General features: G+C 69.2%; 13 protein-coding genes and 2 pseudogenes. 3 read left to right on the top strand and 12 right to left on the bottom strand.

Annotated features, from left to right (window positions below):
* Window positions 1-217: 217 nt before the first annotated feature.
* A complete protein-coding gene (locus ACFV4K_RS16215; RefSeq protein WP_379275559.1) occupies window positions 218-454 on the top strand; it encodes a hypothetical protein in 237 nt (78 codons plus the stop codon).
* Window positions 455-638: 184 nt separating this feature from the next.
* On the top strand, window positions 639-998 hold the full coding sequence (locus tag ACFV4K_RS16220; RefSeq protein WP_379275561.1) for a hypothetical protein: 360 nt from the start codon (window positions 639-641) through the stop codon (window positions 996-998).
* 33 nt (window positions 999-1,031) lie between these two features.
* Here ACFV4K_RS16220 and ACFV4K_RS16225 read toward each other — a convergent pair whose 3' ends face one another.
* Both ACFV4K_RS16225 and glgC read right to left on the bottom strand, forming a co-directional pair.
* On the bottom strand, window positions 1,032-2,222 hold the full coding sequence (locus ACFV4K_RS16225; protein WP_379275562.1) for a hypothetical protein: 1,191 nt from the start codon (window positions 2,220-2,222) through the stop codon (window positions 1,032-1,034).
* A gap of 98 nt (window positions 2,223-2,320) precedes the next feature.
* Window positions 2,321-3,535 (bottom strand): glucose-1-phosphate adenylyltransferase, encoded by a 1,215-nt coding sequence (glgC, locus tag ACFV4K_RS16230; RefSeq protein ID WP_379275564.1) that lies wholly within the window; start codon window positions 3,533-3,535, stop codon window positions 2,321-2,323.
* Window positions 3,536-3,830: 295 nt separating this feature from the next.
* Here glgC and glgA point away from each other — a divergent pair, with 295 nt between their 5' ends.
* Window positions 3,831-5,000, top strand: coding sequence for a glycogen synthase (glgA, locus tag ACFV4K_RS16235; RefSeq protein WP_379275607.1), 1,170 nt, complete (start codon window positions 3,831-3,833; stop codon window positions 4,998-5,000).
* 97 nt (window positions 5,001-5,097) lie between these two features.
* Here the strand turns inward: glgA and ACFV4K_RS16240 are convergent.
* The 10 genes and pseudogenes from ACFV4K_RS16240 to ACFV4K_RS16285 all read right to left on the bottom strand — a co-directional run.
* Window positions 5,098-5,658, bottom strand: a pseudogene (locus ACFV4K_RS16240) (methyltransferase domain-containing protein); the annotation flags it as partial.
* 525 nt (window positions 5,659-6,183) lie between these two features.
* Window positions 6,184-6,387 (bottom strand): annotated as a pseudogene (locus ACFV4K_RS16245) (hypothetical protein); the annotation flags it as partial.
* Between the two features lie 62 nt (window positions 6,388-6,449).
* Window positions 6,450-6,617, bottom strand: coding sequence for a DUF3117 domain-containing protein (locus tag ACFV4K_RS16250; protein WP_083869218.1), 168 nt, complete (start codon window positions 6,615-6,617; stop codon window positions 6,450-6,452).
* A 165-nt stretch (window positions 6,618-6,782) separates the two neighbouring features.
* Window positions 6,783-7,355, bottom strand: coding sequence for a DNA-3-methyladenine glycosylase I (locus ACFV4K_RS16255; protein ID WP_379275566.1), 573 nt, complete (start codon window positions 7,353-7,355; stop codon window positions 6,783-6,785).
* Complete coding sequence (locus ACFV4K_RS16260) at window positions 7,352-7,738, bottom strand: DivIVA domain-containing protein (protein WP_379275568.1); 387 nt, start codon at window positions 7,736-7,738, stop codon at window positions 7,352-7,354. The genes ACFV4K_RS16255 and ACFV4K_RS16260 overlap by 4 nt, the downstream gene beginning before the upstream one ends.
* A gap of 173 nt (window positions 7,739-7,911) precedes the next feature.
* Window positions 7,912-9,048, bottom strand: coding sequence for an Mrp/NBP35 family ATP-binding protein (locus ACFV4K_RS16265; RefSeq protein WP_379275570.1), 1,137 nt, complete (start codon window positions 9,046-9,048; stop codon window positions 7,912-7,914).
* A 71-nt stretch (window positions 9,049-9,119) separates the two neighbouring features.
* On the bottom strand, window positions 9,120-9,989 hold the full coding sequence (locus ACFV4K_RS16270; RefSeq protein WP_379275571.1) for a lytic transglycosylase domain-containing protein: 870 nt from the start codon (window positions 9,987-9,989) through the stop codon (window positions 9,120-9,122).
* 176 nt (window positions 9,990-10,165) lie between these two features.
* Window positions 10,166-11,590, bottom strand: a complete 1,425-nt coding sequence (locus ACFV4K_RS16275) for a lytic transglycosylase (protein ID WP_379275573.1) — start codon at window positions 11,588-11,590, stop codon at window positions 10,166-10,168.
* Window positions 11,591-11,746: 156 nt separating this feature from the next.
* Window positions 11,747-12,334 (bottom strand): DUF1003 domain-containing protein, encoded by a 588-nt coding sequence (locus ACFV4K_RS16280; RefSeq protein ID WP_379275575.1) that lies wholly within the window; start codon window positions 12,332-12,334, stop codon window positions 11,747-11,749.
* A complete protein-coding gene (locus ACFV4K_RS16285; RefSeq protein WP_357091395.1) occupies window positions 12,331-13,656 on the bottom strand; it encodes a magnesium transporter MgtE N-terminal domain-containing protein in 1,326 nt (441 codons plus the stop codon). The genes ACFV4K_RS16280 and ACFV4K_RS16285 overlap by 4 nt, the downstream gene beginning before the upstream one ends.
* Window positions 13,657-13,698 lie beyond the last annotated feature (42 nt).

Below are 13,698 nucleotides of genomic sequence, written 5' to 3' on the forward strand. Positions count from 1 at the left end.
GACGGCGCCCGCCCCGCGACCGGCCGCGCCGGACATCCGGGGCGGCCGTTCGCGTGCCCGGGACGCGGGCGGTCGGGCAGCGAATCATCAGCTGCCGGTGCGGGTGTGGCGGGAGGGCGGCGGTGGCGGTGCAGGGGCAGTGTTCAGGGGTGGATTCGGGCCGGGCCGGGGGTGTACCCCAGAAGGGGATCGATTTTCTCGCTAGGAGGTGGGGGAAATGTTCGAGGGACTGGCCCTCGGGGTGCACCTGCCGACGGGATGGCTGTGGCCTGCCCTGGTCGTCTTCGGCGGCATCCTGGGCACAGCGCTCCTGGTGCTCATGCTGGTGAGCGGCGCCCGATTCGACGACCGCGAATCACGGTATGTGCCGACCACGACGGGCTCGTGTCAGCCGTTCTGCGGCACCGGCACACTCGCGCCCGGGCTCCCGATGAGACCCGGTATCACGAACTGATCGGTCGCGTAGAGGCTTCCGGGTGGCGTCGCCGGATACTCCACGAGAATAGTTCGACGAGTGGGGGTTCCCATGGGTCAGCGGGTACCGGCCGTGGTCGGGTTGTACTTCCGCGACGGCGGGCAGTGGCGGCGCATCGCCGAATTCCGGCTCGCCGCGGACGGCCGCGCCACCTTCCCGGGCGGTGGATCCGATCGAGGGCCTGGTCGCGCGGGTCTGGTACCACCAGGGCGTCGACATACTCGGCGAGCAGCGCACCGTGCTGCCCGGCGACGGCGCGGAATTCCTGCGAGCACTGCTGCAGCCGTTCGGTTTTCGCGACTACCGGTTCCGGGACGACAGCACGCCGCGCGGCGGGCTCACCCGCGCCCGGCACACCGTCTCCCGCAGCCCGGCCACGCCGTGCCCGGCCGACAGTGAACCCGACCGCGCGGCAGCGGAATCGGAATGCCGTCGTTGCGCCGAGCCGGAAGTCGCCACCGGCGACCGCGCCCATCGGCCCGCGGCTCGGCGACTGCTGGACGCGGACCGCATCCGCTTCTGAGCTGCGGCGCCCGAAGCGCCGCATCCGGATTCACTACAAGCTGTTGGCCAGCAGCGCGTACTGCGCGACCGCCTTCTTCTTCGCCTCGGTGTCATTGGCCCCGTCCGCGACGCCCACGTACTGCTTGTAGCGGACGTAGCAGCGGCTGGGCTTCTTGTCCGAGGAGCGGTGCACGCACTGGGAATCCGGCACCTTGTCGTCCACGGCGGTCGTGGTGGTCTCCTGCAGATTCCGGATCATCCCGGCCATCAGATCCGCGCCCGCCTGCGCGTCGCGCACCCGGATCACGAAACTGCCGTCCGCGACCGACATCTCGCTCGCGCCGGTATCGGCCACCAGCTTGGTCCAGAACCCCAGATCATCCGACGGCAGCACCAGCCAGTTGGCCGGGAACACCGCGAACTTGTCCGGATCCACCGTGCGGTGGTCACGGTCCATCACCAGGGTGCGGGCCAGCAGGCGATCCGGATCCACCGGCAGCTGCGCGATCTGATCGTTCGGGGTCGCCGCGAACGCGTCCAGCACCGGGACCTCCGCGTCCAGGGTCTTCTTGGACCAGGACAGCAGGCCCTGCAGATCGGCGGTGGGCCGCAGGATGAACAGCGAGATCACGAAATCCTTGTGCGCCATCGCGACTCCGATGGTGGGCACGCCCGGCCGCCAGTGCGCGTACGCGTCCGGATAGTCGGGCAGGGTGAGCTTCTGATTGACGTTCAGCGCCACACTGAAATCGGCGTCCTCCAGCTCGCGGGCCGCCAGTTTCGCGGCATCCGCGGTCGGGAAGCGCAGCACGCGGGTGGTGATGGTGGTGCCGTTCGGATCCGGATTGTCGTTGACATCCTCACGATCGGAGCCGCTGGCCGCGAAACCGGCCACGAAGCCGCGATTCACCAGCACGTTCTTCACCGCCGAAGCCAGGTGACTGACATTGAGCACATCGTCGACGCTGGCCAGCACCGCGCCGCCGCGGCCGATGTTCAACGCCGGATCGATCTTCACCGCGGGAGCCACCGCGGCGGTCATGCGGATGCCCTCGAGCGTCGCGCCCTTGCCGCCGTTGTTGCTGTCGTAGGTGTAGCGGTTCACCGGATACGTCCCGGTGTCGAGGGTGCGGACATCCAGCTCGCCGGCGACGGCGGTGCCCGAGCGGCCGCAGCCGGAGGCCAGTGCGGCGATCAAGGCGAGACAGGTGAGTGCGGTGACGACACGCGCCGGACGGCCCATGATGATCCCTCCCGCGCGGCCCTGCGTCGGCAGCGCTCCCTATCGAAAGATTTTCGGGCCAACGACCGCCGACTGTCCACTCCTATACCGTGTCGCGATCAGACCCAGATGCCCTTGCCCACGGTCACGACGCCGCCATTGCTGACCGCGAAGCGCTCCCGATCACGGTCGAGGTCGACGCCGATGATCTCGCCCTCGGTCACGACCACGTTCTTGTCCAGGATGGCGTGCCGCACCACCGCGCCCCGGCCGATCCGGGTTCCCGGCATGAGCACGCTGCCCTCCACCGTGGCGCCGTCCTCCACCAGCACGTTGGAGAACAGCACCGAATTGCGGACGGTCGCCGCCGACAGGATGCTGCCCGCGCCCACGATCGACTCCTGCGCCAGCCCGCCGCGGCCGAACTTGGCGGGCGGGAGGTTCTCGGCCGCACCGCGAATCGGCCAGTGCTTGTTGTAGAGGTCGAACACCGGGTCCACCGACACCAGATCCATGTGGGCGTTGTAGAAGGCGTCGATGGTGCCGACATCGCGCCAGTAGCCGCGGCTGCGGTCGGTCGCGCCGGGCACCACATTGGTGGAGAAGTCGTAGACCGCGGCCGCGCCGCCACGCACCAGGGACGGGATGATGTCGCCGCCCATATCGTGGTCGGAGTCGTTGTCGTCGGCGTCGGCGCGGATGGCGTCCACCAGCACTTTCGTGGTGAAGACGTAGTTGCCCATGGAGGCGAAGGTGACGTTCGGGTCGTCGGGGGTGCCCGGCGGATGCACCGGCTTCTCCAGAAAGCCGATGATGCGGCCGGATTCGTCGGAATCGATACAGCCGAAGGCGCCGGCCGAGCTGCGCGGCACCCGGATGCCCGCCACCGTCACGCCCGCCCCGGACTCGATGTGCGCCTGCACCATCTGCTCGGGATCCATCCGGTACACGTGGTCCGCGCCGAACACCACGATGTACTCGGGGTCCTCGTCGTAGATCAGGTTCAGCGACTGCATGATCGCGTCCGCCGAGCCGGTGTACCAGCGCGGCCCCAGCCGCTGCTGCGCCGGCACCGGGGTGATGTACTCCCCGCCGAACCCCGACAACCGCCAGGTCTGCGAGATGTGCCGATCCAGGGAATGCGACTTGTACTGGGTCAGTACACAAATCCGCAGGTAACCGGCATTCACCAGATTCGACAGCACGAAGTCGATGAGCCGGTACGCGCCCCCGAACGGCACCGCGGGCTTGGCGCGGTCCTTGGTGAGCGGAAAGAGTCGCTTGCCCTCGCCACCGGCGAGCACGATCCCGAGTACGTGCGGCTGGCTCCTCACACCACTGAAACTACCGGGTGCACCCGAACGTGGAATGTCCAGCATGTGCCGTGTTCATCGCGATCTTGCTGGCCACGTCGATTGGATGGTTCCACGATGAGCGTTTACGTTGGACCCGTGCACACGTCGCGATGAACAGCTGGGGCCGAGAGCCCCTGAGGTTCGCGGCCCGGCTCGGTTCTGCAGCGACGGAGCGAGGGAGCGCAGCGACTGAGCGGAGGAGTGAAGAACCGAGCCTTAGAGGGCCGCGAACAGCCGGAGCGAAGCGGAGGCCATGGACAGAGCATCTCGTGGACTGCGAGTGGCCATGATGACCCGTGAATACCCGCCCGAGGTGTACGGCGGGGCGGGGGTGCACGTCACCGAACTGGTGCCCAGGCTGCGGGAACTGTGCGACGTCACCGTGCACTGCATGGGGGTCACGCGCGCGGATGCGGTGGTGCACCAACCGGATCCGATGCTCTACGCCGCCAACTCCGCGGTCCAGATGATGTCGGCGCAATTGCGGATGGCCGACGCCGCCAGCTTCGCCGACGTGGTGCACTCGCACACCTGGTACACCGGGCTGGCCGGGCATCTGGCCGCGCAGCTGTACGGGATTCCGCATGTGCTGACCGCGCATTCGCTGGAACCACGGCGGCCGTGGAAGGCCGAACAGCTCGGCGGCGGCTACCGGCTCTCGTCGTGGTCCGAGCACAATGCCGTGACCTATGCCGACGCCGTGATCGCGGTCAGCGCGGGCATGCGGGCCGACGTCCTCGACGCCTACCCCGATATCGACCCGGGGAAAGTCCACGTGGTGCACAACGGCATCGACGCCCGGGTCTGGCATCCGGGCGGGCCCGCGCTCGGCTCCCGCGACGTGCTCACCGAACTCGGCGTGTCGCAGGACCGGCCGATCGCCGCCTTCGTCGGGCGCATCACCCGGCAGAAGGGCGTGCCGCATCTGCTGGCCGCCGCCCGCCACCTGGACCCCGACATCCAGCTCGTCCTGCTGGCCGGCGCCGCCGACACCCCCGCCATGGAATCGGAGGTGGCGACCGCGGTCCGCGCGCTGCGCGACGATCGCGACGGGGTGTTCTGGATCAAGGAGATGCTGCCGACCGAACTGGTCCGGCAGGTGCTCGCCGCCGCAACGGTTTTCGTGTGCCCCTCGGTGTACGAGCCGCTGGGGATCGTGAATCTGGAGGCCATGGCCTGCGGGACCGCGGTGGTCGCCTCCGATGTCGGCGGCATTCCTGAGGTGGTGGCCGAAGGGGAGACCGGGCGCCTGGTCCACTACGACGAGCGCGCGCCCCACGACTACGAACGCGGCCTCGCCCGGGCCGTCAACATGGTGGCCGCCGACCCCGTCACCGCCGCCGCCATGGGGACGGCCGGGCGGGTCCGGGCCATCGACCACTTCGACTGGACGCAGATCGCGGCCCGCACGGCGCGCATCTACGACCAGGTTCGCAAGGGCTGAATCAGAGCGGGTAGCGCATGAAGACGTCGGCGCGGTCGTAGGGGCTGGGCGGCAACTCCGACGGCGGGACGTGGACGAAACCCCATCGACTCCAGGCTCAGCGCGGTCGGTACACCGAGACCGTCACGGAAGCCGTCACCGCGACCGGATCGGGCAGCGCCGCAATCGCTTCGGCTCGGCCCTCGTCCCCGTGGAACGCCGACGGTCCCATCGCCACCACCCGCGCCACATCCTCGTGCGTGAGCGACATCGGATACTCGACGGCCTCGCGCCCCACCAGCTCGAAACGCTCACCGAGGGATTCGGCGAGCCGATCCTCCTTGGCCGCATCCACACTCACCATCCCCAAGGGCTCGATCAGCTCGCGCAGATGCCTGGATGTCGGCGTCACCACCACGAACCGCCCGCCCGCGGCCAGCACCCGCGCCACCTCGTCGGCATTGCGTGGCGCGAACACCGACACCACCGCGCTCATCACCCCGTCGGGTACGGGCAGCCCGCGCCACGCGTCCGCCAGCACCGACCCCGCCCGCCCATGCGCCCGAGCCGCCCGCCGCGCCGCCGCCTTCGAGACATCCAGGGCGATGCCGCGCGCCGTGGGCAGCGCGTCCAGCACCGCGGCCACGTAGTAGCCGGTGCCCGCGCCTATCTCGAGGACCGCCAGGCCGTGATCGGCCGCTTCGGTCCGAACGGGCGTCGGCGATTCCGCCACTGGGCCCGGTCCCGACCGGACTCGGCCGCCGACCGCGCTCTCAGTGGTGGGGGCCCCGGTGCGCCCGCTGCCCGTCGCGGCCGTGCCGGCGGACAGGAGCGTGGCGGCCAGTCGTGCCGCGGAGGCCGTGGCGACGGACATTCCGGGCGTGGCGATGCCGGCGCGGGGTCGGTCGAGGCGGGATGCCGGGTCTGGGCCGGATTCGCGGGGATTGCGGAGGCCCGTCGTGGCCGCGGTGTCGTCTTCGCGGGGTGGCGCCGATCGGGCCGTGGCGGCGGTGGCAGCCGGGGGCGAGTCCGCTCCGAATATTGGGATGTCGGCAGCGCGGCCGGGCAGGGGCGTCGCGATCGCGGCGGCCAGGGCGGCGGCGATCGGGGTGAAATGGCCGGCGGATTGGAAGGCGGCGCGGGCGTCGAGCATGGCCGGGGTATCGCCGGTCATCTTGGTGGACGCGCCGGTGAGGAGGCTGACGTAGCCCTGTTTGGCCAGGTCGTAACTGTGGCCGAGCCGGCAGCGCAGGGTTCGGGTTGGCGAGTCGCCGGCAGCCGGGTCGGCGCCGACCGCCAGGGGGTGGCCGCACTGTGGGCAGGCCAGTAGGTCGGCGCAGGCCAGGAGCCGATCCGCGGGAGCGGGCTGGGCCGTGCCGACTATGGGGTTCTGTGTGTTGTCGTTCACCGCGATACCGGTAAGCCGGGGGCTCCGGGGAGGAGCCCCCGGGTTGGGCTCACCGGCAGCGATCAGCTGGTGACCTTGACGAGTTCGTCACCGAGCGCCGCGGCTTCATCCGGCGTGAGCTCGACGACCAGACGCCCGCCACCCTCGAGTGGAACCCGCATCACGATTCCACGCCCTTCCTTGGTTGCCTCGAGGGGACCGTCCCCGGTGCGGGGCTTCATGGCCGCCATCCTCTGCTCCCTCCAGATCTGCGCGGTCTGCTGCGCACTTTCATGGAACTCCAGTTGTCACCAACCAGGCAGCCCGCCGGTATGTGGCGGGCTACACCTTGCCCATTCTTCCCTATCGCGGATCGGGGCGGGTACCTGAGTTCCAAAAACCGACCGACGTGGCGTTCAGCGTGTCCCCACATTCACCCAGCAATCGGCGATGTGATCGTCTACCATCCCTGTCGCTTGCATGAGTGCGTACGCCGTGGTGGGTCCGACGAATTTGAACCCGCGCCGCTTGAGTTCTTTTGCGAGAGCGGTGGATTCGGGCGTGACAGCGGGCACATCGGACATTTTCCGCGGCCGCTTCCGCGGAGCCGGGGCAAAGCTCCAGAGCAGCGTGTCGAGACTCTCGTCGAGATCCCGGGCAACCCGCGCATTGTGGACGCTGGCCTCGATTTTGGCTCGATTGCGAACAATGCCCGGATCGGTCAGAAGACGTTCCACATCGGCCTCCCCGAACCCCGCCACCCGCTCGATGGAGAAGTCCGCGAATGCCGCCCGGAACGCGGGCCGCTTGCGCAGAATCGTGATCCACGCCAGCCCCGATTGGAAGGCCTCCAGGCACACCCGTTCGAACAGCGCGTCATCGCCGTGCAGCGGGCGACCCCACTCCTGATCGTGGTAATCCCGGTACAGCCGCGACCCCTCCGACCAACCGCACCGAATTCGTCCGTCGGATTCCACGGGAACGGTCATCGAGTGGCCTCGGGGCCCGGCTCGGCGGGATCGGCGGTCAGCACTTCGGGAACTTCCCGTTCGCCGTCCGGGCGTGGCGTCTCCTCGGGCGCGGCGGCCGGGGCCGTCGCGCGCGCCAGCTGGCCCTCGAGTTCGTCGATGCGGGCGGCGAGCCGGGTCAGCGCCCAATCGACCTCGCCCGCCTTGTACCCCCGGAACACCTGCTGGAAGCGCAGCGCCCGCACATCGGTCCCGCTGATGCCCGCCACGGGCAGCACGGTCACCGTGGTGCCCTCCGGCAGCGGCCCGAGCTCCTCGGACCGCCCGAAGATCGCACTGGCCACCAGGAACAGCAGGGCGGCGACCAGTCCGACGATCAGCACGTACAGCAGCATGGTGAGCATGCCCGGAGTTTAGGCGTGCGCGCATCGCGTCACGAAACGCGACAACTGATTTCGGGCCGATGAGGGTAACTCACCGGGTACGTCCACAATCGGTTCGGCACGTGACCGCCGGTCCGCATGCGGGACTTCGACGGCTCTCAGCCGGGCGCTGAAGGCCCGGAGAGGCGGGGGAGTTACAGGTGGCGGGTGGTGTCGATGGACAGCGACATGCCCGCCAGGCCGCGGCGGCGGACCGAGAGCTTCTCGGCGATGTCGAGCAGCGCCTTGCCGGAGGGGCTCTCGGGCGCGCGCAGCACGATCGGGGTGCCCTCGTCGGCCGCCTCACGCAGCTGCTGCTCGATCGGGATCTGGCCCAGCAGCGGCACATTCGCGCCGATGGCGCGGGTCAGGTTGTCGGCCACGGTCTGACCGCCGCCCGAGCCGTACAGCTCCATGCGCGAGCCGTCCGGCAGATCCAGCCAGGACATGTTCTCGATGACGCCCGCGATCCGCTGCCGGGTCTGCAGGGCGATGCTGCCCGCGCGCTCGGCGACCTCGGCGGCGGCCAGCTGCGGGGTGGTGACGACCAGGATCTCGGCATTGGGGATCAGCTGAGCCAGCGAGATGGCCACGTCGCCGGTGCCCGGCGGCAGGTCCAGCAGCAGGATGTCGAGGTCGCCCCAGAAGACGTCGGCCAGGAACTGCTGCAACGCGCGGTGCAGCATCGGGCCGCGCCACACCACGGGCGTGTTGCCCTGGGTGAACATGGAGATCGAGATGACCTTCACGTCGTGCGCGATGGGCGGCATGATCATCCGCTCGACCTGGGTGGGCCGCTGCTCGGTGCCCAGCATGCGCGGCATGCTGTGGCCGTAGATGTCGGCGTCGAGCACGCCCACCGAGAGACCCTTCGCGGCCATGGCGGCGGCGAGATTCACGGTGACCGAGGACTTTCCGACGCCACCCTTGCCGGAGGCGACCGCGTACACGCGGGTGAGCGATCCGGGCTGGGCGAACGGTATGACCGGCTCGGCGGCGTCACCGCGCAGCTTGCGGCGCAGCTCGGTGCGCTGCTCGTCGTTCATCACGTCCAGGTCGACGCTGACGGCGCCGACTCCGGGCACGTCGTTGACGGCCTTCGTGACCCGTTCCTGGATGGCGGATTTCATCGGGCAGGCCGAGGTGGTCAGGTAGATCACGACCTTGACCGCGCCGTCCGCGCCGACATCGACGCTTTTCACCATGCCCAGCTCGGTGATCGGTTTCCGGATCTCCGGGTCGTTCACCTTCGCGAGCGCGCCCCGCACATCCGATTCCGTAACCACTGGCATGGGCCCAAGTCTAGGAGCGCCGGTTTCGCGCCCCGATGCGGGGCACACTCATGTCAGACGCTGGGCGGGTATCAGATGCGGGGGAGGGCGGCGGCCGAGGGAGCGATGCCGGAGCCGTACGCGGTCTCCCACGCCATCACGTTGGCGACGTAGGCCATCGAGTTGTTGTAGCGCAGGATGGCCCGGGTCTGCTGGCCCGGGTCACGCATGTCGAGGCCGCCCGAGCACAGGTACTTGCCCGCGGTGAGCGTGGCGTCGTAGATGTTCTGCGGATCGGCGATGCCGTCCCCATTGCCGTCGGCCGCGTACTTGCGCCAGGTCTCGGGGAGGAACTGCATGGGCCCGACGGCGCGGCGGTAGCTGCCGGACAGGCCGTCCAGGTCACCGCCGTCGGAGGTCTGGATGACGTTGTTGCCGTACAGGCTTCCGTCCAGCACCGGGCCGTAGATGGGCTGCAGCGGATTGCCGTCCTCGTCGACCTTGCCGCCGAAGCCGTGCGTGGATTCCACCCGGCCGATGCCGGCCAGCAGGTTCCACGGCATGTTGCAGGTCGGGTTCTCCACGGCCAGCACGCGTTCGGCGTTCTGGTAGGCGTCGTGGGCGATGCCGGGCATGCCGAGCGGTCCGGCGGCGCGGGCGGCGGGCACCCGGCCTTCGGGCAGGGCGACGGACTTGATCTCCGGCGGGCCCACGGGCGCAACCTGTTTGGCCTCGTGCAGGAGGGGTTCGGGGGCCGGGGCGGCGGGCGGGGCCGCCTCCTCCGGGGCGGGTAGCTGTTCGTCGTCGCCGAACTGGTGCTGGAAGGTTGCCGCGAGCTTGTCGGTGAGGTGGCCATCACCCGCTCCGGTAACTGTGGCGAGCCCTGCGGGCACGAGCCCGGTCAATGCGATGACCGATCCACGACGAACTCTGGGGACCGGGGGTTTACGGTGACGACCCACTGTGTGGTGACCCTCCATTGCCATCGGTTGATACCGGGGAGATGCAACACAGGTCACGTTACCTCATCCGAGACCTTCTTGTTACACCTTCGTGATCAACTTTCAGGTTTTGAAGGAATGCCTAGTCAAACGCGAGTTCCGGAGCGACGCGCCGAAACTCGCGAATCACACCTTCGTTACGGAACGGGCGCGGGGGCCGGAGCCGGGAGCGGGATCGTGATGCCGAACGGCAGCGTGATGCCGGGCGCCGGGGTGGTCGGATCGACGGCCTGCGGGGCGGCGTCCGCGGGCGGCTGCGGCTGCGCCTCCGGCGTCATGGACGGCGTCACCGTTTGCTGTTCCTGCGGTTGCTGAACACCCTGCTGCGGCTGATCCTGCGGCTTGTTCTCGGCCTGCTGCACCGGCGCGGTGCAGGTGGTGATGATGGGCTGATCCTTCGGCAACGGCTTGCCGTCGGGGCCCAGCTTCTGGTCGGCGGGCTGCGCGTCCTCGGGCTTCGCGCCGTCCTCGGCCGGCGTGTCGGCGGGCTTGTGATCCGGCTGCGGGGCCGGAACCGCCACCTGTTCACAGGGATTGGCGGGCACGGCCGGGGTGGCCGGGCAGAAGATGCCGCACGGGATCGGCGGCAGGCCTGCGATGGTGATCATCACCTGGGTCGCGCCGGGCGTGGTGGTCACGACCGTCTGCTGGGTGCCCTCCGGCGCGGGTCCGGCCGGAATCGTGGTGGAGGCCACCGTGATGTCCGGGCCGTTGACCGGAACGTAGTTGTTGGGCACCAGATTCGGCGAGATGCTCACCTGCTGCGGCGCGCCGCCGGTCCGGTAGGCGTTGGCCCAGCTGAGCACATTGGCCGCGTAGGAGATCGAATTGTTGTAGCGCAGCACCGCCCGCAGCTGTTGCTGCGAGTCGGCCAGATCCAGGCCGCCCGAGCACAGGTACTTCCCGGCCGCCAGCGCGGCGTCGAAGACGTTGTTGGGATCGGGTGTGCCGCTGCCCTTTCCGTTGGCGGCATACACCGACCAGGTGCTGGGCAGGAACTGCATGGGCCCGACGGCGCGCACGTAGTTGCCGTCGGCGGCCTTGATGATCTCGTTGCCGGGCAGTGTCCCGTCCAGCGCCGGACCGTAGATCGGGGTGACCGTGGTGCCCGCGGCGTCGGTGCGGCCGTTGTTGGCGTGGTTGGACTCGATGCGGCCGATACCGGCCAGTAGGTACCACGGCAGATGGCAGTTCGGGTCCGAAGACTGCAGTGCCAGTTCGGCATTGCGGTAGGCGGCCAGCACGATCTCCGGGATGCCGAGCAGTCCGCCGCCGCCGGGCAGGGCGATGTCGCGCAGCGGGACGGTGCCGCCGAAGAGCGGTATGCCGTCCGCCGGCGGAGTCATTGCGCTGAGTTTGCGGGGCGCCTCCGGGGCCGCCGGAACCAGTCCGACGAGCCGATCCGACGGCGTGTCGACGGGTGTGTTCAGGCTCGCGTTGTGCGCGGCGGAGGCCGCGAGCAACGCGTCCGGCGCGGCCTGTGGGGCGACGGGATGGACCGTCGTGTTGGTGGCGGAACCGGCGGTGACCAGGCCCGCTATCAACAGCGCAGACGCTGTCACCGGAGCAGAAATTCTCTTCGCCACCACACAATCCCCTCAGTCGTGCGGCCGGAGCCCCGTGGTGACACGTGTGCTGCGGCAGTGTCTGGGTCGGTCGCTCGGAACAACGTGATCCAGGTTACCCATGAGTCAGCTTGTTCGGTACAACTTCTGTGGTCAGTCGCCATCTTTCTGTGCCGAAATTGCGACCTCGTTGGCCTTTCGATCGGTACCCTTCTTTGCTTTCCGCGCCTGGACGATCTCCCCGTCGACGGCCAGTTTCTCCAATCTGACCAGCGTTTCCTTGACGTCGTCCAGTTCCCTGCGCACGTAGTCGCGCGTGGCGACTTCACCCACGGCGAGTCGCAGGGCGGCCAGCTCCCTTGCCAGGAACTCGGTGTCGGCCTTCGTCTGGGCCGCTCGGCTCCGATCCTCCTCGAGCGAGACCCGGTCGCGGTTGTCCTGGCGGTTCTGCGCCAGCAGGATCAGCGGCGCGGCGTAGGCGGCCTGGGTGGAGAACGCGAGGTTCAGCAGGATGAACGGGTACGGGTCCCACTGCAGCCGCAGCGCGAACACGTTGAGCAGGATCCACACCACCACGATGACGGTCTGGATCACCAGATAGCGGCCGGTGCCCAGGAATCGGGCGATCCGCTCGCTGGTGACCGCGAGTGCCTCGGCGTCCCAGTCCAGGCCGCGGAAGCGATTCTCGAGTGGCGTCTCCAGGCGTAGGCGCGCACTGGATTTGTCGAGCCGTTCGCTCATGCGCGGCCTCCCGTCCCTTCGATCACGGGCATCCCGTGCACATCGTGATTGTCCTCGTCCTGCTCACGCCAGTCCTCGGGGAGCAGGTGGTCGAGCACGTCGTCGACGCTGACGGCGCCCAGGAGATGATTCTCCGCGTCCACCACCGGTCCGCACACCAGGTTGTAGGTGGCGAAATATCGAGTGACCGCGGTGAGCGGGGCATCGGGGCGCAGCTGCACCAGATCGGTGTCCACGATGCCGCCGACCAGGTTCGCCGGCGGTTCCCGCAGCAGTTGCTGGAAGTGGACGCAGCCCAGGTACCGGCCGGTCGGGGTGGCGGTGGGCGGGCGCACCACGAAGGCCATGGAGGCCAGCGCCGGGGTGAGCTCGGGATCTCGGATCCGGGCCAGCGCCTCGGCGACCGTGGTGGAGGCGGTCAGCACCACCGCGTCCGGGGTCATCAGACCGCCCGCGGTGTAGGGCGCGTGCTCGAGCAGGCGGCGGACCGGTTCGGAATCCTCCGGATCCATCAGCGCCAGCAGCGATTCCGCCTCGCCCGCGGGCAGTTCGCCCAGCAGGTCGGCCGCGTCGTCGGGGTCCATGGCCTCGAGCAGGTCGGCGGCGCGTTCCACACCGAGCTGCTCGAGCAGTTCCACCTGGTCGTTCTCGGGCAGCTCCTGGACCACGTCGGCGAGGCGTTCGTCGTCGAAGGCCGCGGACACCTCGATGCGGCGCTTGAGCGGCAGTTCCCGCAGCATGTGCGCGACGTCGGCGGCCCGCATCCCCTCGAACTGTCCCAGCAGCTGGGTGACGTCCTGACCGGGCATGTTCAGTTCGGTCTGGGTGAGCCCGCGCACCTGCGCCCAGTCGACCACGTGCACCGCGCCGCGGCGGCCGAAACCCACACCGAGGCGGCGGCGTTCGCGCACCGCGACCCGGGACACCACCCAGTCGCGGGTGCGGCCCTGCTCGATGCCGAGGTCGACCACCACCACGTCCACGCCCGCCAGATGCTCGAGCTCGGGGTCGGCGACACGCACGGTGGAGTCGAGAATCTGCGCGATGGCCAGCAGTTCGCCCGGCCGCTGCTCGAAGCGGCGCACACTGATGGTGCCGGTGGTGAGGGTGATCGAGCCCGGTTCGATGGCCTGCACCCGCAGCATGGGCACGAAAATCCGTTTCCGGGTGGGCAGTTCGACGAGTACACCCAGCACCCGGGGTTGCTGACGGTCGTACCGGATCGAGATCACGATGTCGCGGATGCGGCCGATAGACTCGCCGTCCGGTCCCAGTACCACCAAGCCCGCCAACCGGGCGGCGAAAACCTTCGTCGCTGCCATGTTTGATAAGGCTAGTGGGTCCAGCGCGTCGGAATCGCCGCG

Source organism: Nocardia sp. NPDC059764 (assembly GCF_042732555.1).
Classification (GTDB): domain Bacteria; phylum Actinomycetota; class Actinomycetes; order Mycobacteriales; family Mycobacteriaceae; genus Nocardia.

Bases quoted from the DNA above. Each gene is read 5' to 3' on its own strand.
- ACFV4K_RS16265 (WP_379275570.1), bottom strand. From the start codon at position 9,048: ATGCCAGTGGTTACGGAATCGGATGTGCGGGGCGCGCTCGCGAAGGTG.
- ACFV4K_RS16255 (WP_379275566.1), bottom strand. From the start codon at position 7,355: ATGACCGTTCCCGTGGAATCCGACGGACGAATTCGGTGCGGTTGGTCG.
- ACFV4K_RS16215 (WP_379275559.1), top strand. From the start codon at position 218: ATGTTCGAGGGACTGGCCCTCGGGGTGCACCTGCCGACGGGATGGCTG.
- ACFV4K_RS16260 (WP_379275568.1), bottom strand. From the start codon at position 7,738: ATGCTCACCATGCTGCTGTACGTGCTGATCGTCGGACTGGTCGCCGCC.
- ACFV4K_RS16225 (WP_379275562.1), bottom strand. From the start codon at position 2,222: ATGGGCCGTCCGGCGCGTGTCGTCACCGCACTCACCTGTCTCGCCTTG.
- ACFV4K_RS16250 (WP_083869218.1), bottom strand. From the start codon at position 6,617: ATGGCGGCCATGAAGCCCCGCACCGGGGACGGTCCCCTCGAGGCAACC.
- ACFV4K_RS16285 (WP_357091395.1), bottom strand. From the start codon at position 13,656: ATGGCAGCGACGAAGGTTTTCGCCGCCCGGTTGGCGGGCTTGGTGGTA.
- ACFV4K_RS16280 (WP_379275575.1), bottom strand. From the start codon at position 12,334: ATGAGCGAACGGCTCGACAAATCCAGTGCGCGCCTACGCCTGGAGACG.